Raw genomic sequence first — 20,804 nt, 5'->3', positions numbered from 1 at the left:
GGCACCGGTTCGCCCGGGTTGGCATCCGCTGGACGACGCACACGTGGTGGTGGGTCTTGCCGACGTCGACGCCGGCCCACAGGCTGTCCATCGGGCTTCACCCTTTTCGGTTGTCTGGTCAAGGGGCGTGGACCCGCCGCGGTTCAGTAGCCACAACTTCGGAAAGGGCGATCGGTCGCAAGTCTCCATCCAGTGCTGATACAGCGGCAATCATCGGCGAGGGCCGGGGCGTCGTACTTCAAGCTGGCCATGACTTCGGCAGCACACACCCAGACAGTCACCCGACCCTCCGGGTCCACCCCTTAAACGAAGCTATTCGATTTCCGGTTGCGGGTTCCGACGGACACCAGAAGCCCAAGCCGCCGCTATCAGGGGCGTCGCGCCGGGGACGCCGGGCTGTCCACGATCTTGCGCGCCACGGTGATGGTCACTGGGCGGCGAACCACGCGTTAGGTGTCGAGGCCTGCGACGTCGAGGCGTTCGAGCAGGCTGGGCTTGCGGGCGTGCGCCGCCCGTAGCTCGGCCAGGCGATTTTGGAACGATGTGCTGTCTCCGTCGCGTTCAGCGAGGTCGCGCAGGTCGACGAGGAGTTGTACGGCGGTGTCGTACTCGCGGGGTTTCTTCGTGGCGATGAGTTCGGCGACCCGCTGCCAGGCGGCGGGTTGGTCGACTGCGAGGGTGTCAAGGTGTTGTTGCCGTGCTGCCGCAGCGGACCGTTCGCGGCGAATCCGGTCGCGTTCGCGTTGCTCGGCGTCCCGTCGTTCCCGTTCGGCGCCCAACTCCGCGGCGGTGGCGAGCAGTTGCCCGGCGGTGCGGGTGGCTGCCGGGGCGGGGGCATCGGTGCGGTGTGCGTCGCGGTAGCGGCGTAGCAGTCGGCTGCGCAGGTGGCTGTCGCCGCCGGCGATCAAGTCGGTCAGGATGGCGTCCTTGTCCCGGGCGGGTAGCCCGGCGACCCAGGTGCGTAGTTGCGCGGCGGTCGGTTCACCGGATGCGGCCGCCGTCGACCCGGCGGCCGCGATCAGATCGGGGTCGATGCGCAGGAACTCGGCGACGGCGGTGAGGGCCGCGTCGAGGGTGTCCAGCCCCGCTGGGACGGGCGGTTCGGGCTCGTCGTCGGCGATGTCCTCGGACTGTACGCAGCGCAGCCAGGCCAGGTAGAGCAGGCGCAGGTCGCCGGCGGCGAGGCCGGCCCGGACCGGGATGATCGAGGTGAGCAGGCCGTGGCCGTCGAGCTCCCACTCGTCGGCGCCGTCCTCGTCCTCGTCGTGAAGGTCGATGATGAGGTGCTTGCCCGCAGTCCAGGCGGATGCACTGTCACCCTGGCAGTACTGGGCCACGGTGGCGGGGTCGAGCACGTGTTTCGGTAGCCGCAGTATGAGCTGGCGAGTGCCCCAGTTCGCCAGGTACAGGTGCGCGTCGAAGTATCGTTCCATCAGCTTGCGCGGGTCGCCCTTGAAGTCGCCCCACTCGTAGGTGTTGACGAAGCTGGTGGCGGTGATGTCGGCCCGGGTGGACAGCGACCGCAGCTCGGCCCGCTCCCGGCCGGTGAGGGGTCGGTCGACGGCGGTGAACTCGTAGTACTGGTACTCGCTCACCGTGGCTTACCTTCCGGCCCAGTGCCGGTAGGCGTCGATCCACGCGGCACCGTCCGGCGGCGGGGTGGGCAGCGGCAAGTCGAGGAGATCAATCCTCTGCCGGTGGCGGCCTCGGGCGCAGACCGCGACGATGCTGTCCGCTGCCAGCTCGATCTTGCCTACGGTGACCTCGACGCCGAGGACGGTGGTGGTGAACGGCACCGCCAGATGTTCCTCGATCATGTTGAACAGGCCGGTGCGCTCGTCCTCGTGACCGTCCGTGTCGACGGTGGCTTCCTCGATCATCGCCTCCAGCGCGGCGTTGCCCTTCGATGCCATCGGCGGAGGATAGCGGATCGGTGCCGGGTTGTTCGGAGCCCGATGCGCGAGGATGGTCGGCATGGGTTCGCTGGCCGAGTTCGTCGATCTTCGGCGGGAGGTGGAGCGGTTACGGGCGGAGAAACGCCCGGCTGGCGCGCCTGCTGGAGTTGCGCGGCCAGGACACGGCTGCGGCGCCGGAGCAGTTGTCCGCGCCGGTGGAGCCGCCGGGGCTGGTCACCATGGCTTCGCCGACCCGGGACAAGCTGGCGTTGTTCGCCGACCGGTTCCGGGCGCGAGCCGACGTGTACGCCGTGCGGTGGGACAACGCCCGTACCGGCGCAGCCGGGTGGATGCCCGCGGTGGCCGGCGGTTGGCGTAAGGGTATGGACCGGCGGGGTGCCACCTACCTGCCCCGTACGACGGAGGTCGTCGCGGCGCATCTGGTCGGCGGCGTGTTCATGGGCCTGTACCCGCTGATGCCCGGCAACACCTGCCACTTCGTCGTGGCCGACTTCGACGGGCCGACGGCGATGCTCGACGCCCTCGCGTACGTGAAGGCGGCACGGGCCCGCGCAGTGCCCGCCGCGTTGGAGATCTCCCAGTCAGGCCGCGGCGCCCACGTGTGGGTCTTCTTTACCGGCGCCGTTGCCGCGGCCACCGCGCGGGCCGTCGGCACGGTCCTGCTGCGTGAGGCGATGGTGCTGCGCGGGTCGATGGATCTGCGGTCGTACGACCGGCTGTTCCCCAACCAGGACGTCCTGCCCGAGGGTGGCTTCGGCAACCTCATCGCCGCGCCGCTGCAGGGTCGCCGCCGCAAGGACGGGCTGACCACGTTTCTCGACCTCGGCACGCTCGAGCCGTACGCGGACCAGTGGGCATTCCTGTCGACGCTGGACCGCCTCAGCCCCAGCGACGCCGAACACGTCGCCCGGCAAGCGAAGCAAGCCGTCACCGGTGCTGACCTCGCCACGATGAGCCGGTCCGCCGCGACGCAGGTTCATCCTCCGCTGCCTCCGGTGGTCCACGCGGAGGCAGGTGCCGGGCTGAGCATCGACGCCAGGCAGCTCACGCCCGCCGCGCTGGCGACGTTCAAGCACGCCGCCGCCATGGCCAACCCGAAGTTCTACGAGTTGCAGCGGCTCCGCAAGTCCACCTGGGACACCCCGCGCTTCATCCAGGGCTACGACCTCACCCTCGATGACCGCCTGGTCCTCCCACGGGGCCTGCAGCACACCATCGCCGCCATCGTTGAACGCGCCGGATCCCGGCTGGCCGTCACGGAAGCACGAAACCCCGGGGCCGAGATCGACGCCGCGTTCACCGCCGAACTCACCGGCAAACAGGTCAACGCGGTCGGCGCACTTCTCGCTCACGACGACGGAATCCTGGTCGCTCCACCCGGTTCCGGCAAGACCGTCATGGCCTGCGCCCTGATCGCCGAACGCAACACCTCCACCCTGGTCCTCGTCGACCGCAAAGCCCTCGCCGACCAGTGGCGCACCCGCATCGAGCAGTTCCTTGGCATCAAGCCCGGTCAACTCGGCGGCGGCCGACGCAAGCTCACCGGCACCGTGGACATCGCACTGCTGCCCTCCCTCGCTCGACGCGAAGACGTCGCCACCCTGACCCAGGGTTACGGCCACGTCATCGTCGACGAATGCCACCACCTCGGCGCCGCGGCGTACGAGCACTTGGTCAAACGGATCGCCGCGCAGTTCTGGCTCGGCCTCACCGCCACACCCACCCGACGCGACGGCCTCGGCCAACTCGTCACCTGGCAACTCGGACCCGTACGCCACACCCTGACCGACGAGGAACAAGGCACCCTAGCGGCAGCCATGCACGCCGACGCCGGACCCAGTCGAGCGCTGTTCATCCACGAGACCACCTTCCAACCCGGCGACATCGACCTTGACGCTCCCGGCGCGCTCGCCCAAGTGCACCGACGACTGGCCCTCGACGAGCCCCGCAACACCCAGATCTCCGATGACATCGCAGCAGCCCTCACACGCGGCCGCAACTGTCTCGTCCTGACCCGACGGGTCGCCCACGTCGAGGCACTCACCGCCCTGCTCGCCGCACGCGGACACCAACCACTCGTACTCCAGGGCGCGATGAGCACCCGCGAGCGGCGGATCATCGTTGACCGGCTCGACGGCGCGAAGGCCGGTGAGGGCCTGCTCGTCATCGGCACCACACCGTTCATCGGCGAAGGCTTCGACGCTCCCGCCCTCGACACCCTCTTCCTCGCCGGCCCCATCTCCTACGACGGCCTACTCATCCAATGCGCCGGCCGCGTCATCCGCGCCGCACCCGGCAAGAACGTCGCCGAAGTCCACGACTACCACGACCCAGCCACACCCATCCTCGCCGCCTCACTCCCACGCCGCATGCCCGGATACCAGGCCCTCGGCTTCACCAGAACATGAGTGATCCCAACGCGATCACCACGCCTGGTCCCGCCAGCTATAAAAACGCCAAGCGCGCTTGGCCTAACGTAGTAGGCTGATGGCCATGGGCCGGTTCTCCGAGGATGAGTTGCAGGCGGTTGTCTCCAGGTACGAGGCGACGCGGGCGCAGGCGTTGACCGAGCGGGACGAGCAGCTGCGGGCGTTTCACGCGGCCGGGTGGCGGCCGGTCGATCTGCAGCGGGTCACCGGATACAGCCGAGAGACCATCCGTCAGGCGCTCCGACCGGAAGTCCGACGGGCGACCAACATCAGCCGACGCAGGACGGCACCCCAACCGCCGGCGGACTACCGGTCCTACGGTGACCGGAGGCCCTACGTGGTGGCCGAAACCCTGGCCGCACTGCACGGACCGACCGAGGGCACGGTGTCGCTTCCGCGTCACCTCGACTGGTCCGGGCACGCCGAGTACGACCTGAGCCGGGCCGCACGCCTGGCCAGTATGTACAAGGTGGTACTCACTGAGGCCAGCACCGTCGAGGATCTGAACACCTGGCTCGACGCCGACCTCCTCCGGCGGCTCTGGCCCAGCCTCTGGCTGCCACCCCAGCTCCGCCAGCGCTGGGAGGACGCCTTCCCCGAACTCGCCGCCACCCGCAGCAACGCGGCATAGCGGTGAACCCCTTCCACAAACGCCTCGCCCGGACCGGGCTCAGGGCCACCGATAGATACGGCTTCGCGCTGGCCGGCGGCTACGCGGTCCAGGCCGCCGGGCTCCTGGAGCGACCCAGCGAGGACGTCGACCTGTTCACCTCATGGGACCGCCGCGACAGATTCACCGCCGCAGTCGCCGCAGTCGTACACGCCTACCGAGACGACGGCCTCACCGTCGAGACCGAGCGGCAGTACGACACCTTCGCCCGGCTGGCCGTCACCGACGGCGTGCGGGTTTCCAAGGTCGAACTCGGCGTGGACTGGCGCGCCAACGAACCGATCCTCATGGCGATCGGACCGGTACTGCACCCCGACGACGCGGTCGCGAACAAGATGAGCGCCCTCTACGGGCGAGCGTTCGCCCGGGACTTCATCGACATCGAGGCCGCGCTCCGATCCGGCCGCTACACCCGCGACGCCCTCCTCGCCCTCGCGCAGCGCGCCGACCGTGGCTTCGACCCGCGCATCTTCGCCGACGCCCTCGGACAAGCCGCCCAGCTCGATCCCGACGACTTCGCTCAGTACGGCGTCACCGGCCCAGCGCTGGACGAACTCCGAAGCCGATTCGCGGAGTGGCGCCGCGAACTGCTCGACGACGAGGAAGGGTGACTCGGTCCCGACTCGCGGCTACGTCAACCCTGCACCCGCAGGCCCACGATGTTTCAGCTGATCTTCGGCAAGCGATCGCAGCGAGCCCGCGAAGCGACCGGCACGCAACGGGGACGCCAGGAAAGCCGCAGGTCATCGGCCTGCGGACACCGGCGGAGCGTCGGGTTAGGAAACCGATGCTCTATCCCCTGAGCTACGAGGGCGCGAGCGCCTAGTCTAGCGACTTGGGGTTCACCCGGTGTGGCAGGGAGTGGCTCACTTTGATCCGCGTTCGCCCGCAACACAGGGACCCCCTGTTTTCCCAGCCCCGGACCACACCAACCGGTGCTTGCGGCAGGCCTCACCGCCACACCCACCCGGCGCTCCTGCTCCAAGGCACGATGAGCACCCGCGAACGGCGGACCATCGTCGACCGGCCCGACAACACCAAGGCCAGCGACAGACATCTCGTCATCGGCACCTACTCGTCCAATGCGCCGCCGCGTCGGCCGCGCTGCGGCCTCAGGGTCCCGCAAATCGGACACCGAAGGGCGGCGTTCCAGATGCAGCTCTGCCGCAGATCGAACGTGCCTACCCTCGCAGATCGAAACCGTAAGGGCGCTACGCAGGCTCGTACGCCTCCCCTCAGCCAGATCCGCGACCATCGTCGCCGCAACCTCGAATCCGCCCTCGGACGGAGCCAGCCGACGATCACCCGCCACCTCCAGGCCCTGGAAGAGATCTTCCTGACCCGACGACTTCCGCGGACTACGTCGACTCGCTGGCCGCCTCGGCGACGGCTTCATCGCCGGCATCGTCCTCTACACCGGAACCTCCACGCTGCCGTTCGGCGACGGATTTTCCGCCTCGGCACACGTTCTTCAGAGGTTGTGCGCGGCCGTGCGAAGCAGGTGCCACAGCACCGCGCTCAGGGCACCACTTGAGGCCGCTGCGGCCAGGAGCACTGGCATGGTGCGCCAGAGACGGTGCGCCGTGGCCAGCCAGGCCAGGACGACGATCGGGAGCACGATCATGATGAGTTGCCCGATCAGCACGCCTCGGAGGAACTCCGCGTGCCCCGCATCGACAACGGCCACCTGCCAGGGCGGCGTCAGGATCACGGAGTGCCAGCCTTCCCCGGACAGGAGGCCGCACCCCGCACCCGCGGCCAGCGCGGAGGTCGTCGCCTTGTCGCCGCTGCCGGCTGGTTCCACCGCACCGGTACGCACGGCGTGGCCGAGCTTTCCGAGGATTGGTCCCGCCACGAGGGACCCGGTCAACCACAGCGCCGTCATGACGGCGACTGAGCGCAACCCCAGCAGGTCGGCCGACGAGCCGTCTTCCAGAGTGCCGCCGCTCCATCGACGGCTGACCGCCAGCACAAGCAGGTAGTAGAACAGCGTGGCGGTCACCAACAAGGCGCTGGCACCGGCCATTGCCCTGTTGCCCGTGGCAGCCCAACGGCCGGCCAGAAATGCCGCCAAACCCCACGCGAAGCCGCTGCTGGTCAGCGTGATCAGGATCTGCCCCACCACACCCGCGACAGCGTCGGCCACGAACGCGAAAAGCCCCAGCGCAACGCCAGCAGCGGCCGCAACCACCAGATGGGTACGACGAGGTCCCTGAACAGCAGCGTCAGTCACGCCCGCCTCCTTCACAGGGGCGCCGACCGTACCAGGGCCGGCATTGCCGCAGTTTCTGGCGGCGTCGCGCTGACCGGGGCGGTCGGGGGAACGGGTGCCCAGCCGACGCTGCCGTACCGACGCTCATGATCGGCGTTAACCGACCTGGTCTCGTACGCTCAAGCAGTGAGAAGCAGTCGAGGACCGGTCATGGCGCAGATGTTGGATGCGGCGGAGAACGCCTCGCCGGTCGAGGCGGTCGAGGCGGTCACCCGCGAACTCGGTGCGGGGCTGCGGGCACGTAGCGTGGCGTTCTTGATCGCGGACCTCAGCGGCCGGGCGCTGGTCCGGTTGACCCACGTACCGCTCGACGAGCCCGGCGAGGGACGTCGGGACGGTGCCGAACTCGCCACGGTGATGCCGTTCGGCGGCGGCCCAGCCGAGCAGGCGCTACGCACCCAGACGGTGCGGGTTGTCCCGCAGCCCGACGGGTGGACCGTGTTGGCGCCGGTGACCGACCGAGGTGAGGCGATCGGCCTGCTCGAGATGGTTCTGCCGGACGAGCCGGACCCGCGGACGCTGAAGGAGATCACCCGCACGGCGCACGTGTTGGCGTTCGTGGTGATCGCCAACCGGCGGCACACCGACCTGTTCGAGTGGGGACAACGCACCACCCCGTTCACCCTGTCCGGGGAGATCCAGCGTCGCCTGCTGCCCGCATCGTTCACGTGTGAGGCCAGCGCGTTCACCCTGTCCGGCTGGCTCGAACCCGCGGCGAGCATCGGCGGAGACACCTTCGACTACAGTCTGGCCCGCGACGCGCTGCACTTCAGCGTCACCGACGCGATGGGCCACGGGGTGGCCAGCGCGCTGACGGCCACCCTGGGTGTGGGCAGCCTGCGCAACAGCCGCCGCCGGGGGGCCAGCCTGGTGGAGCAGGCCGACGCCGCCAACGCCGACGTGGCCGACCACGCCCCCGTGCCCGGCAGTTACATCACCGCGGTTCTGGGCCGTCTCGACCTGCGCACCGGGGTGTGCACGCTGCTCAACGCCGGGCACGTCCCCCCGCTGCTGGTACGCGACGGAGAGAGCCGGGCGCTGTCGCTACCGGCCAACTTCCCGCTGGGTATGTTCGCCGATACCGGACACAGCGCCGGTGAGATCGAGTTGCGGCCGGGCGATCGTCTGGTAGTGGTCACCGACGGCATGCGCGAGCGCAACGCCGCCAGCCTGGATCTACCGACCATGCTGCGGTCCATCACCAACCTGCATCCACGCGAGGCCGTCCGGGCGTTGGCCGACGCCGTCCTCGAGGTCAGCGGGCCGACTCTGGCCGATGACGCCACCCTGTTCATTCTCGACTGGCATGACGGGCACAACGAGGACCGGCGTACCAACGCCGGTGCCGACCAGGAGCGTGCCAGCGCCGCGCTGCCCGACTGACTACCCGCCCGTCGCGGGGTTCGTGGATGGCAGATCGGCTTCAGCCGCCTGCACACTGTCATAAATAGGGATCACTCGATTCACCGACGTGATCGTCAGGACGCTCTGCACGGCAGGCTGCACTGCGGCCAGGCACAACCGACCGCCGACTTCCCGCAACGCCTTGAACATCACCACCAGGGCGCCCAGCCCACTGGAGTCCATGAACCCCACCTCGGCCAGGTCCACCACCACCTGATGGTCACCGGCGTCGACCAACCGTTGCAGGCCCTCGCGCAACTGCGGGGACGTCGCCATGTCCAGCTCGCCGCGCACCTCGAGCACGGTGCAACCCCGGCCCGGCCGGACCGACAACAGCAGACCCACAGCAGCCTCCCCAAGCCCTTGATCCCCCCTACCATATTCTGCCGGCAGGTGAACTGCCGTTGGCCGGCGTTGTCGAGCGACACACTGACCGTTTCACCTCCGCAACCCGGGGTACGGCTGATCACCACCGGAGCATCGCGCCTCGGTGTAGTTCTCCGACAGGTCGGGCACGGTCCGGGAGGAGCGACGTAATGCGGGTGAGCATGACCCTGTCACTCCCGCGTCAGCCGTCCTCGGTGACCCGCGCCCGCCAGGTACTCACCACCCTGCTCAGCCTCACCGACGCCGCCGAGGACTCCCGCAACCACCTCGCCGTGCTGATCACCGAGGCATGCGCCAACGCGGTACTGCACGGCGATGTCGACAGCGTCGTCGACATCACCATCGTCATCGACGACGGCGTCTGCCTGCTGGAGGTCGGCAACCGCGGGAGCACCCCCACCGATGCCGCACTCGACGCCGCCCTTCCCGCGCCGCTCACCGTCGGCGGCCGCGGCCTGCCTTTGATCGCGGCGCTCGCCGACAGCGCCGCCTTCGTCGCCGGGCCGCCGGACCGCGTCCTGCTCCGCATCACCAAGCACCTGATGGAGGTACGGACACCACCGAGCCGATGAGCGACGCCGCAGCCCGAGCTCACACCACGGGAGAAGCTCCAACGAGCAGAAGTAGGGGTTGCCGGTACGCTGCATCGGCGGCCTCAGGCGTTCCCCTAGTTTGCGGCCACCGTCATCCGACCGGCATACAACCGACCGTTCCGCACGGGCAGATGAAAGGCGAACCACCATGACGGCGGTACCAGGTGAACTGCCTACTGCTGCGGATCCGGCGGGTACCGGGCAGGCAGCCGAGGATCTGCGGACGCTGTTCGGGCAGTCCATTGCCGTCTTCGCATCGCTGAGCGGACCGGAGCACCTGGTGGAGACGGCGAACCACGCGTTCTTCGCCGCCATCGGTGAGCAACGGGCCCGGACCGACGTACCGCTCGTGGACGTGCTGCCTGAGCTGTCGGATCAGGGCTTCATCACCCTGCTGGATCAGGTGTACCGCACGGGTGAGCCCTACACGGGCCGGGACGTGCGGGTCATGCTGGGCACCGAGCCGCACGCGCGGGAAGCGTACTTCGACTTCACCTACGAGCCGCGCCGGGACGCCGCCGGCACAGTGATCGGCATCCGCGTCATCGGCATGGAAACGACCCAGGTCAAGCATGCGCAACGGTTGATGGCCGAGCACCGCGCCATGCTGGAGCAGATCGCCCGCCAGGCACCGCTCGCCGAGGTGCTCGACGGTATGGCGCGCTGTATCGAGAATCTCGCTCCGCAGGAGATGCTCGTTTCCGTGCTGCTCGCCGACCCCGACGGTCGACACCTGCGCCACGGTGCCGCGCCCAGCCTGCCGGATTTCTACAACCAGGCCATCGACGGGATCGCCACCGGCGAGGGCGTCGGATCCTGCGGCACCGCCGCGCACCGACGGGAACCGGTCGTCGTCACCGACATCGCCACTGATCCGTTCTGGGTCGACTTCCGCGACCTGGCCGGGCGCGCCGGGCTGGCCGCCTGCTGGTCCACACCGATCCTGGCCCGCGACGGCAGCCTGCTGGGCACCTTCGCCATGTACCACCGCAGCCCAAGGATTCCGCAGGACACCGACCTGGCCCTCGCCCGGGTCTTCGCCGGCACCGCGGCACTGGCCATCGAGCGCCACCACATCGAGCAGGCGAAACTCGCCGCCGAGGCGCAGGCCAAGGCAGCCCACGACGAACTCGCCAAGGCGATTCGCGCGGAACGGGAACTCCGTGCCGAAGCTGAGCAGCGCGCCACTGCCGCCGCGGAACTGAATGCCCAGATGCGTGCCGCCGCCGCCGCACAGGCGGCCACCCCGCACCCGGAGCGCTGCCAGCTCGGCGGCAACCAGGAGTGCAGCGCACCGGCCGAGATCAAGATCGCCGATTCGTGGGGTGACGCGGCGTGGGGCTGCCCCAGCCACGTCGAGGAAGCCATCCTCAACGTACGGTCGGTCTTCATCGCCAATGAGGAACTCGGCGGTCTGGCCGCCTACCTCAACCGCTGACCGCCGATCACGGATACTCTGAGTCACCATCTCGACACACCTCTACCCGGTCGGCGAGGGGTCGCCAACACTTCTCCCATGGAGAGCAGTGGGCGTGAGCGCAGCGACGAACGTTTCGAGAAGGTGGCCGAGCAGACCTCCGAGACCGTGACCCATGCGGCAAGCGTGTTGGAGGAGGAGCTCGCGGCGGGCATTGCCAGCGCGCGACGGCTTGAGGAGAAGCTGAGCGCCGACCGCAGGGTGGATCCGGAGGCGTTCGACGAGTTGGTGACGCGGGTGCGCACCGACGGACACGCACTGATCGACACTGTCGTCGCGCAGTTGAAGACCTCGGACGACCGGCGTGGTGAGGTCATCCGCCGGTACACGTCAGACGCGCACGAGGCCCTCGACGGCGTCCTCAACCTTGCGCGGCTGGTACCGGACGTGGCGAACGGGCTGGTCGACCGGCTCGCGTCGGAGGCCACGCAGAAGTCCGCTCCGTCGGACAAGTAGCCGGGTGACGTGTCCACCACCGGCGTGGCTCGTGACCATGTCACGCACCTGCTGGAGCGCTACCGAGCCCTTGCGATCGACGCGCTCCTTGCTGACGTGCCGTCGGGCGGACCGCATTACCTCTACGACCTGGTGTCCGAGTATCCGCGACGCTGGGGCAAAGGGCTGCGTGCCGCGCTCTGCCTGGCGGCCTGCCGGGCCTTCGGCGGCACGCCGTCGGTCGGACTCAACGCCGCCGTGACCGTGGAACTGTTCCACAACGCGTTTCTCATTCATGACGACATCCAGGACGAGAGCGAGCAGCGGCGCGGAGCACAGACCCTGCACGGCGAGTACGGGGTCGGTGTCGCCCTCAACGTGGGAAACATGACGAACCTACTCGCGTTGCAGCGGCTCGCGGCCAATCGCAGAGCCCTCGGCTCGGGCATCGCGTGGCGGCTGTTCGACGAGACCCAACTCATGCTGCGTCACTCGTTGGAGGGGCAGGCCATCGAGGTCGGCTGGATCCGCGACAACGTGTGTGACCTGGACGCGGACGACTACTTCCGGATGTGTCTGAAGAAGACCTCCTGGTACACCTGCATCTACCCGTGCCGTACCGGCATCATCGTCGCCACCGGTCAGCATGACGCTGTCGACGTCCTCGACCGCTACGGCTGGTATCTCGGTGCCGCGTTCCAGATCCAGGACGACGCGCTCAACCTCGTCGGGGACTTCGCCCGGTACGGCAAGGAGATCGCGGGCGATCTCTGGGAGGGCAAGCGAACGTTGATTCTCATCGACTTCCTGCGACGCTGCACCGCGGACGAACGCGATCGGACTGTCGCGTTCCTCAGCCGGTCCCGGGCGCAGCGCACCGCGGCGGAGGTGCGCTGGCTGCACGGGCGGCTGCTCGCCTACGACTGCGTCGAGTCCGCCCGCCGCAGCGCCCGCGAACTCGCCGCCGCCGCGTGGCGGGAAGGACAGCAGGCGCTGGGGCCGGCGGCAGCCGAGACCGAGGACGGCAGATTCCTGCTCGGCCTGCCCGAGTACGTCGTGGAACGCAGCCGGTAACGATCGGCATGCCGGCCCGGCTGACCAGCAAACGCCTTCCGCTGGATCAGCCGCCGAGCGTGGCCAGTTCCGAGACGACGACGTTTGTCAGCGCCCGACCGTCCCGGCGGACCTGGCGCAGGTACCACTTCTGGATCGGCGCGTGGGTGGCCTTCGCGAACTGCCACGGCCCCCGTGGACTGTTGAGCTGGCCAAGCCCGGCGATCGCGGCGTTGATCTCCTCCGGGCTGGGGTTCGTGCCCGCTGCGGCGATCGCCCGGTCCAGCACCGCTGCCGCGTCGTACGACGCCATCACGATGGAGGTGGGCACCCGACCCGGGTAGGCCGCGTTCCAGGCGGCGACGAATTCCCGGTTCGCCGCGTTGTCGAGGTCGGGTGAATAGTTCAGTCCGTTGTAGATGCCTTCGGCCGCGTCGCCCTGCTCGACCAGACTGGCCGGTTCGGTCACGAAGCCCGCCGCGTAGAGCGGCAGGTCAGCGACGGGTGATTCGGCGTACTGTTTGACGAACGTGATGGCGTTCTGCGCGTCGAAGAAGCAGTAGACCGCGTCCGCACCGGTCTCGGCGATCTCCTCCAGGTACGGCCCGAAGTCCTCGGTGACCGGGAACGGACTGAAGACGGCCTTGCCACCGGGGTTGGCCAACCGGCCGCCGAGTTCGACGAACGTGTCGACGAATCCGCGCAACTCGTCGCGCCCGCTCTGGAAATCCGGCCCGATGGCGTAGACCTTGCCCCGCCCCACCTCCTGTTTGACGAACGGCGCCATGGCCACACCGGGCTCGACGGAGATCAGGTTGGTGTGCCAGACGTAGGTCACGTCGGTCAGCGCCGGCCGCCCCAGCGCGCCGACCAGCGGCACCTTGTGCTGGTTGATGAGCGGATAGATGGCGGCGACGCTACCGCCGTTGATGATGCCGGTGATCGCCGAAACCCGATCCTGCTCCAGCAGCTTCGTGGCGGACTCGACGGTCACGTCGCGTTCGTATCCCTCGTCGGCGACGATCAGCTGGGCCGGATGACCGCCCAACTGGCCACCGCGCATGTCCAGGTAGAGCTGGAAACCGTCGCGCAGTTCGGAGCCCGGTGCCTCAAGCGAACCGGCCAGGGCGGTGATCATACCGATGCGGATGGTCTGACGCTCCGGCTCCGACGGCCCGTCACAGGCGGCGGTGACGGCGACCAGAACGCCGGTCAGCAGGGCCGCGAGGAGCCTTCGGGCTGGCGGAACGACACGTCGAGCGGGCTGGCTGGCGCTCACATCATCCCCAGCAGTTGGGAACGCACCGCCGGGGTCAGCACCTCACCCATCCGGTTGGCCAGGTCGGTCATCTCGTACGAGACCTGGCCCACGTCGCAGACGGGGGAAGCGAGCACGAGCAGCGAAGCTCCGTCGCTAAACGACATGCAGAACATGAAGCCGCCGTCCATCTGGGTCACGTTCGAGATCACCGCGCCCGCCTCGAAGAACCGGGCGGCGCCGACAAGCAGGGCGATCAGTCCGCTGCCGGTGGCGGCGAGCTGGTCCGCCCGGTCGCGGGGCAGACCGTGGTTGTGCGCCAGGACCAGTCCGTCGGTGGAAATGGCGAGGGCATGGCTTACCTCGGGGGTACGGCTCACGAAGTTCTGCAACAGCCAGCTCAGATCGTTCGGGCTTGTCACGACGTCGCTCCAGATCGGGGAGGGGTGGGAATTCAGCGTCAGAGGGAGTTGGGGGCCCGGCGTCCGGCGACGCCCTTGGCGTAGGCCGACATGGCCGCCGCCACGGTTGCCGGATCCAGCTTCCGCCGCAGGTCCGCGGCCGGTTGCTGCGCTTCCGGTACGAGATGCGGCTGCGGCACCCGGCGCGGCAGCCCGACCTGGGTGGACAGCGTTGGCGAGGCGGTCGCCCACTTCTCGCCGGCGTCGGCCGGCCAGATGACGGCCACCGAGTCGCCGTCGAGGGCGGTCTTGAACCAGCCGTTCACCGTCGGCCCCGCCGGCCGCGCCAAACCCGTCGGTTGGGGCTGGGCTACCGGCTGGAACAGCGGTGCGGGCGCGGGAGACTTGACGACCGGGCTGGGCAGCGCTCGCCCGACCGCAGCCGTTCCGACACCGACCGGCACCCGCGCGACGTGGGACGTCGGGTTGCCGGAGCCGGCCACGGGGACGTCGGTACGGGGCACGGAGGTCGCGGCCGGACGCCTTCCTGCGGCGGAGGGCCGGGCCCGACCCAGTTCGGACGCCACCGGCTGCGGTTGCTCGACCGGCCGGCGCACGACGATCGTCGCCGGCAGCGCGATCTCGGCCACCGTGCCACCCCTCGGGCCGGGACACAGCTCGACCTTGATCGCATGCCGGGCGGCGAGCCGGGCAACCACGGTCAGACCCATCGCGCGCACTCCCGACACGTCGATCGTCGACGGGTTGGCGAGCGCCGCGTTCAGTTGCTCGCACCGCTGCGGGGAGAGCCCGACTCCCTGGTCCACCACCTGCACGATCGCCCGGTCGGCGAGCGCGTGCCCGGTGACCAGCACCTCGGCGTCCGGTGGGGAGTATCCGGTCGCGTTGTCCAGCAGTTCGGCGACGAGGTGCACGGTCTCATCGACCGCCGTGCCGGCGATGGCGAGTTCCTTGTCCACCGCGCCGATCCGGACCCGGGTGTAGTGCTCGATCTGGGACAGCGCGGCCTGGATCACGTGGTCGAGGGAGACCGGCTCCTGGCGTACCCGGGAGATACCGGAACCACCGAGGACCAGCAGGCTCTGGTTGATCCGCGCCATCCGGGTGGCGAGGTGGTCCAGTTGGTACAGCTGTTGGAGGCGCTCCGGGTCGGCCTCGTCGCGCTCCACCTCGTCGACCTGGGCCAACATGGCGTCGACCAGTCGCTGCTCGCGTCGGGAGAGGTGGACGAAGATCTCCGCGACGTTGGCCCGCATCACCGCCTGTTCACCGGCGATCCGGACCGCCTCCCGGTGCAGGGCTCGGGTGGCGGTGGCCACCTCGGCGATCTCGTCGGAGCCGGTGATCCGGAACTCCGACACCGAGCGGTCCGCCACCTCGTTGGGCTGCACGCTGCCGGGTGCGGCGGCGCTGAGTTCCCGCACCACGGCCGGCAGCCGGTCGTACGCCACTGTGGTCACGGTGTTGCGCAGGGACCGCAGCCGGCGGGTGATCCGCCGGGCCACCACACCGGTGAGTACGGCGGTGAGCGCCAGGACCAGGAAGATGCCGGCGCCCTGCAGCAGCGCGTTGCGCAGCAGCTGCCCTCGCTCGGTCGACACCCGCTCCGCCACGGCGGCGTCCACGTCACTCTGGATCCGGAACATCTGGCTGACCCAGCCATCGGTCGCCTCGACCCAGGCGTTCGCGTCGACAGCGAGCCGCCCACCGGGCAGCGTGCGGCCGACCTGGTCCTGCAGGCGTTGCGCGGCGACGACCTGTGCGTCGGTGCCGATCTGCTCCCAATCCGCCGCCCAGCCCGGTTCGGCGAGGGCCAGGAAGGCGTTGGTGGCCTCGGCGTACCGGGCCTGGGCACCGACGATCTCCTGCTGCCCGGCCGGGGTCAGCTCTCCCCCGGCGAGGCTGCGCAGCACGATGACCTGGAGCTGACCGATCGCCTCGCCCGCTTCCGAGACCGCCACCGCGGCCCGGACGTCGTCGGCGATCCGCGTTGAGGTGTCGGTGGCCACGGACGCGCGGAAGGCGAGCAGGTCCGCGACGAGAATCCGGTAGCTGAAGGCGATCGCGGACAGGGTGGCGCGAGGGCTTGACCGGACCTGCTCGCGTACCGTGCCCAGCGACGTCAGGCCGGCGTCGATCCGTTGCAGGGCCGAATTTCCGGTCGACACCTCGGCTCTGCGTCGCTGGAACTCGACGATCTCCGCATCGGTTCGGGCGACCTGGTCGTCGAAGGCGGCGCTGGCGGCCTGCCCCTGAGTGGTCACCTCGACTGCGGCGATCACCCTTTCGGCCTGGAGGGCGCGGGCGAGCGCGCCGGCCTGAGTGGAGAGTGTGACGACGTCGTGCACGGTGCCCGCGTTGAGCACCTGCCGGACCGTGCCCTCCAGGGCCAGGCCGGCGAACCCCACGACGGCGATCAATGGTACGGCGACCAGCAGCCGTAGTAGCCGAACGATGCTGCCCCGAGCCAGCCATCCCCGGCGCGCTTCGGCATGGGTACGCACTGCGGCTGCCGCTGTAGCACGTGTCACCGGCGAACTCCGCCCCCTTGCCTCATCGACGCTGATCTCAGCAGGATCCGGCGCACACGCCGGCTACACGGTGGAGGGTGGGCATCCTGCCCACGTCAAAGCGCATTCCTACCATGGTGTAACGGTTCAGCTCTAGATCCCCGTACGCCTGCCGAACATTTGAGTGACGTCTTGGACATGAACCGGAAACACGTCAGCGAAACTTGTCCGACCAATCGTTGTGGACGAATGGAGAAAAGGGCTAGGTCTTTTTGGGTGCGATCCTGTTATAGGGCAGGCGGTAGCCGGGCCACCTCCCGACGAGCAGCGAACGACGTCGCCAGATACCCCCTTGGGGTATAAGGTGGCTTCGGGAGGCGACGAGATGTCCCACGACGACACGCAGCACCACACCAAACAGCACGGGCAGGACGGGCACAACGGGCACGACAAGCACGCCGGACACGACCCGGAAGCGTTCCGCCGCAAGTTCTGGCTCAGCTTGGCGCTGACCGTGCCGATCGTGGCCACCAGTCACATGGTGATGGGCTGGCTCGGCTACGAGCTGGACTTCCCCGGGATCGGTCTGGTGGGTCCGGTGCTCGGCACGCTGGTCTTCGTCTACGGCGGCTGGCCCTTCCTTCAAGGCGCGGTGCGCGAGATCCGGGACCGGGCACCGGGGATGATGCTGCTGATCGCGATGGCGATCACGGTTGCCTATGTGGCGTCACTGGCCACCTCGTTCGGCGCGTTCGACCTGGACTTCTGGTGGGAACTGGCCGCGCTGGTGACGATCATGCTGCTCGGGCACTGGCAGGAGATGAAGGCGATCGGCCAGGCCCAGGGCGCCCTGTCGGCACTTGCCGCCCTGCTGCCCGACGACGCCGAGCGGCTCGACCCGGACGGACAGCCGCAACGGGTGGCGGTGACCGAGCTGGATGTCGGCGACCTGGTCCTGATCCGGCCGGGTTCGCGGGTTCCCGCGGACGGCACCGTGGTGGACGGCCGCGCCGAGATGGACGAGTCGATGATCACGGGTGAATCGCGGCCGGTGTCGCGCTCGGCCGGTGACCGGGTGGTGGCTGGCACGGTGGCCACCGACGCGGCGCTGCGGGTCCGGATCGAGGCCGTCGGTGACGACACCGCGTTGGCCGGCATCCAGCGGCTGGTGAGCCAGGCACAGCAGTCCAGCGGCCGGGCACAGGTGCTGGCGGACCGGTTCGCCGCCTGGCTGTTCTACATCGCCACCGCGACCGCCGTACTGACCCTGGTGGTCTGGTCCCTGCTCGGCGATGTGGACGAGGCCATCGTACGCACGGTGACGGTGCTGGTCATCGCCTGCCCGCACGCGCTCGGCCTGGCCATCCCGCTGGTCATCGCTCTGTCCACGGCCGTTGCCGCCAAAGCCGGAATCCTGGTCAAGGACCGGCTGGCCCTGGAACGGATGCGCACGGTGGACACCGTGCTGTTCGACAAGACCGGCACGCTGACCCGGGGCGAGCACGTCGTCACCGACGTCGCCGCCACCGCCGGCGCGACCAAACAGGAGGTACTCGCCATCGCGGCGGCGGTGGAGGCCGACAGCGAGCATCCCCTGGCCCGAGCGATCGTGGCTGCCGCCGCCGACCAGGAAGACCGGCGGGTGGCATCCGGATTCCACTCGATGATCGGGCGCGGTGTGCGTGCCGAGGTGGACGGGGTGACCTACGCCGTCGGTGGTCCGGCACTGCTGCGGGAGTTCGACGTGACGGTCCCGGACGATCTCGACCAGCACCGGCAGGACTGGTCACGCCGGGGCGCGGCGGTGCTCTACCTGCTGCGGCCACAGGACGGCCGGGCCGTCGTCCTCGGCGCCCTCGCGTTGTCCGACCAGGTCCGGCCGGAGGCCCGGCAGGCCATCGCCGACCTGCGCGGGCAGGGCATTCGCAAGATCATGATGATCACCGGGGACGCTCGTCCGGTCGCTGAGGCGGTCGCCGCCGACCTCGGATTCCGCTCCGGTGAGGACGAGGTCTTCGCCGAGGTGCTGCCGGCGGAGAAGGACGACACCGTGACGGAGTTGCAGCGACGAGGACTGCGGGTGGCCATGGTGGGCGACGGGGTCAACGACGCGCCCGCCCTGGCCCGCGCGAACGTCGGCATCGCGATCGGCGCCGGCACCGACGTGGCCATCGAGTCCGCCGGCGTGGTGCTCGCCTCGTCCGACCCGCGTGGCGTGAGCGGAGTGATCCGATTGTCTCGGGCCGCGTACCGGAAAATGCTCCAGAACCTGGCCTGGGCCGCCGGCTACAACGTGGTCGCGCTGCCGCTCGCCGCCGGGGTTCTGGCCTGGGCCGGCGTGGCGCTGAGCCCGGCGGTCGCCGCCGTGCTGATGTCGGCCTCCACCATCGTGGTCGCGCTCAACGCCCAACTGCTGCGCCGCGTCGAACTGCGCCCACAGACTCGTACCTGCTGTCGTCCGGACACGGCCGAACTGTAACCGCTCCACCGGCCGGTCCGGGCCAACCAGCACGTCGCTGGCCTTGTCCGACCCGGCCGCCGCAGTCCGGTCGTACCGTTCCCCCGCTGTCAGAGGAACGGGGGAACGGTACGGTCCGTGAAGAGCAGGAAGCATGCGAACGGCAGCAGCTGCACGACGACCGTGGCCACCGCGCCCCCGTCCACCGCGCCCAGCGGAAAGATCCAGAAGTACCCGATGAGGGCGTTACCGGCCAGCCAGGTGAGGGCCACCCTGAGCCGGCTGGGGCGTCCCGCCACGCTCGTCATCTCGTCGCCGCCCCATCAGCTGCGGATCATCGGGGTTCGTCAGCTCGAAGCAACGATAGACGCCCATGGTCTCGCGGCCGTGCACCACCGAGTTGCTGCCGGCGGTCTCAGCGCAGCAGCACCGGTCCGGCGTCGATCCGGGTGCGGAACAGCGCGTACGGCTTGCGGCGCAGGTCCCTGCCCTGCTGGAAGTTGGGCTGTCGGTGCACCTGGTTCGCGGTCACGTAGAGATGCCCGTCCACCGCCACCGACAGAGTGTCCGGCCAGAGCAGCCGAGGGTCGTGGACGACGGTCTCGTACTCGCCGTCCGGACGCCGCCGCAACACCGCGTTGTGTTCGTACGCGGTGAAATAGATCCGCCCGGCGGCATCGCTCTCCAGCCCATCGGAGCCGGTGCCCTTGTCGCCCTCGTGGATCACCGTTGCGGCCACCTCATCCGCGCTGGCCGAGACGTCGGCGAGGGCGTCGGTGGCGACGCTGTACCACTGGCGTGAGGCCAACGCGCAGTAGTAGAGCCGGGAACCGTCGGCGGAGATGGCGATTCCGTCCGCGCCGATGGTCACCGGATTCGGCGGCCCGTCGTCCGGCTGTTGCAGGAAGGGTCGTCCCTCCACGACGGGCCGGAAGCGGGACAGGGGTTCCGCCTTGGTCGACGGATGATCGTGCAGCCGACGCCAGGACGCACCGGTGGCCAGGTCGACCACGATGATCCCGTTCGGTCCGGTGATCGCCGAGTCGGTGATGTACGCGAGCCCCGCGTCGCCACGCCGCAGGTCGAAGCGCACGTCGTTGAGGTACGTCGTGGGCAGCGCCACGTCCGGCGGGAAGGTGATCACCTGGGCCACGGTGTCGCTGTCCAGGTCGATCCGGACCAGTTTGGGGCCGCCCGGTCGGGTCGGTCGGAACATCGGGCTGCCGGTGTCGAGGACCCAGAGCCGGTCGGCGGGATCGACCACGATGCTCTGGACCGAGACGAGTGCGTCCTGGTCGTCGGTGCCGCGCGCCTGGTTCCACCGCTCGTCCGGATACGGCACCTCGACGCCGTCGCGCAGCTCGACCACGGTGGCGGGCACGTCGTCGCCCCACCGGGGAAAGCTGACGAAGATCCGGCCGGTGTGCGAGACGCTGACTCCCGTGGGCATGGGCCCGCTGAAGGCGTGGACCAGTTCCAGCTGGCCGACGGGCTCGTCGGACACGGGCTCACTCATGCGT

18 protein-coding genes are annotated in these 20,804 nt (G+C 69.3%); 9 read left to right on the top strand and 9 right to left on the bottom strand.

The features are described from left to right. Positions 1-449: 449 nt before the first annotated feature. Together Vlu01_RS20910 and Vlu01_RS20905 are read right to left on the bottom strand one after the other, a co-directional pair. Entirely contained in the window at positions 450-1,595 is a 1,146-nt protein-coding gene (locus Vlu01_RS20910; RefSeq protein WP_204002173.1) for a hypothetical protein, read from the bottom strand. Between the two features lie 6 nt (positions 1,596-1,601). Next, positions 1,602-1,913, bottom strand: a complete 312-nt coding sequence (locus Vlu01_RS20905) for a hypothetical protein (protein ID WP_239096017.1) — start codon at positions 1,911-1,913, stop codon at positions 1,602-1,604. 20 nt (positions 1,914-1,933) lie between these two features. Between Vlu01_RS20905 and Vlu01_RS20900 the strand changes: the two genes are divergently transcribed. From Vlu01_RS20900 to Vlu01_RS20890, 3 genes are all read left to right on the top strand, one after another. Next, a complete protein-coding gene (locus Vlu01_RS20900) occupies positions 1,934-4,324 on the top strand; it encodes a DEAD/DEAH box helicase (protein WP_239096016.1) in 2,391 nt (796 codons plus the stop codon). 85 nt (positions 4,325-4,409) lie between these two features. After that, the gene (locus Vlu01_RS20895) at positions 4,410-4,976 is read left to right on the top strand and encodes a hypothetical protein (protein ID WP_204002167.1); all 567 of its coding nucleotides are present in this window, start codon (positions 4,410-4,412) and stop codon (positions 4,974-4,976) included. Positions 4,977-4,978: 2 nt separating this feature from the next. Then, entirely contained in the window at positions 4,979-5,626 is a 648-nt protein-coding gene (locus Vlu01_RS20890; protein ID WP_204002165.1) for a nucleotidyl transferase AbiEii/AbiGii toxin family protein, read from the top strand. Positions 5,627-6,486: 860 nt separating this feature from the next. Here Vlu01_RS20890 and Vlu01_RS20885 read toward each other — a convergent pair. Then, positions 6,487-7,263: a hypothetical protein gene (locus Vlu01_RS20885; protein WP_204002164.1), complete on the bottom strand. Its 777-nt coding sequence runs from the start codon at positions 7,261-7,263 to the stop codon at positions 6,487-6,489. A gap of 174 nt (positions 7,264-7,437) precedes the next feature. On the opposite strand from Vlu01_RS20885, the gene Vlu01_RS20880 reads away from it, so the two are divergent. Beyond that, a complete protein-coding gene (locus Vlu01_RS20880) occupies positions 7,438-8,670 on the top strand; it encodes a PP2C family protein-serine/threonine phosphatase (protein WP_204002162.1) in 1,233 nt (410 codons plus the stop codon). Here the strand turns inward: Vlu01_RS20880 and Vlu01_RS20875 are convergent, their stop codons facing one another. Then, positions 8,671-9,036: an STAS domain-containing protein gene (locus tag Vlu01_RS20875; RefSeq protein ID WP_204002158.1), complete on the bottom strand. Its 366-nt coding sequence runs from the start codon at positions 9,034-9,036 to the stop codon at positions 8,671-8,673. 191 nt (positions 9,037-9,227) lie between these two features. On the opposite strand from Vlu01_RS20875, the gene Vlu01_RS20870 reads away from it, so the two are divergent. From Vlu01_RS20870 to Vlu01_RS20855, 4 genes are all read left to right on the top strand, one after another. After that, positions 9,228-9,650: an ATP-binding protein gene (locus Vlu01_RS20870; RefSeq protein WP_204002156.1), complete on the top strand. Its 423-nt coding sequence runs from the start codon at positions 9,228-9,230 to the stop codon at positions 9,648-9,650. 169 nt (positions 9,651-9,819) lie between these two features. Beyond that, positions 9,820-11,109: a GAF domain-containing protein gene (locus Vlu01_RS20865; RefSeq protein ID WP_204002154.1), complete on the top strand. Its 1,290-nt coding sequence runs from the start codon at positions 9,820-9,822 to the stop codon at positions 11,107-11,109. 78 nt (positions 11,110-11,187) lie between these two features. After that, the gene (locus tag Vlu01_RS20860) at positions 11,188-11,604 is read left to right on the top strand and encodes a hypothetical protein (RefSeq protein ID WP_204002152.1); all 417 of its coding nucleotides are present in this window, start codon (positions 11,188-11,190) and stop codon (positions 11,602-11,604) included. A gap of 9 nt (positions 11,605-11,613) precedes the next feature. Then, on the top strand, positions 11,614-12,657 hold the full coding sequence (locus Vlu01_RS20855) for a polyprenyl synthetase family protein (protein ID WP_204002150.1): 1,044 nt from the start codon (positions 11,614-11,616) through the stop codon (positions 12,655-12,657). 46 nt (positions 12,658-12,703) lie between these two features. On the opposite strand, the gene Vlu01_RS20850 is transcribed toward Vlu01_RS20855, so the two are convergent. The 3 genes from Vlu01_RS20850 to Vlu01_RS20840 are packed head-to-tail and all read right to left on the bottom strand — an operon-like array spanning position 12,704 to position 16,847. Further along, the gene (locus Vlu01_RS20850) at positions 12,704-13,915 is read right to left on the bottom strand and encodes an ABC transporter substrate-binding protein (protein WP_204002148.1); all 1,212 of its coding nucleotides are present in this window, start codon (positions 13,913-13,915) and stop codon (positions 12,704-12,706) included. After that, on the bottom strand, positions 13,912-14,316 hold the full coding sequence (locus Vlu01_RS20845) for a roadblock/LC7 domain-containing protein (protein WP_204002145.1): 405 nt from the start codon (positions 14,314-14,316) through the stop codon (positions 13,912-13,914). The genes Vlu01_RS20850 and Vlu01_RS20845 overlap by 4 nt, the downstream gene beginning before the upstream one ends. A gap of 38 nt (positions 14,317-14,354) precedes the next feature. Continuing rightward, positions 14,355-16,847: a sensor histidine kinase gene (locus Vlu01_RS20840; protein WP_204002142.1), complete on the bottom strand. Its 2,493-nt coding sequence runs from the start codon at positions 16,845-16,847 to the stop codon at positions 14,355-14,357. Positions 16,848-17,211: 364 nt separating this feature from the next. On the opposite strand from Vlu01_RS20840, the gene Vlu01_RS20835 reads away from it, so the two are divergent. Beyond that, on the top strand, positions 17,212-19,305 hold the full coding sequence (locus Vlu01_RS20835) for a copper-translocating P-type ATPase (RefSeq protein WP_204002139.1): 2,094 nt from the start codon (positions 17,212-17,214) through the stop codon (positions 19,303-19,305). 89 nt (positions 19,306-19,394) lie between these two features. Here the strand turns inward: Vlu01_RS20835 and Vlu01_RS20830 are convergent, their stop codons facing one another. Then, positions 19,395-19,592 (bottom strand): hypothetical protein, encoded by a 198-nt coding sequence (locus Vlu01_RS20830; protein ID WP_204002136.1) that lies wholly within the window; start codon positions 19,590-19,592, stop codon positions 19,395-19,397. Positions 19,593-19,699: 107 nt separating this feature from the next. After that, positions 19,700-20,800 carry an L-dopachrome tautomerase-related protein gene (locus tag Vlu01_RS20825; protein WP_204002134.1) on the bottom strand — a complete coding sequence of 367 codons (1,101 nt, stop codon included), beginning with the start codon at positions 20,798-20,800 and terminating at the stop codon, positions 19,700-19,702. Positions 20,801-20,804 lie beyond the last annotated feature (4 nt).

Origin of the sequence: Micromonospora lutea, assembly GCF_016863535.1 — a bacterium.
GTDB lineage: Bacteria > Actinomycetota > Actinomycetes > Mycobacteriales > Micromonosporaceae > Micromonospora > Micromonospora lutea.
This window is presented reverse-complemented; position numbering and strand designations above follow the sequence as displayed.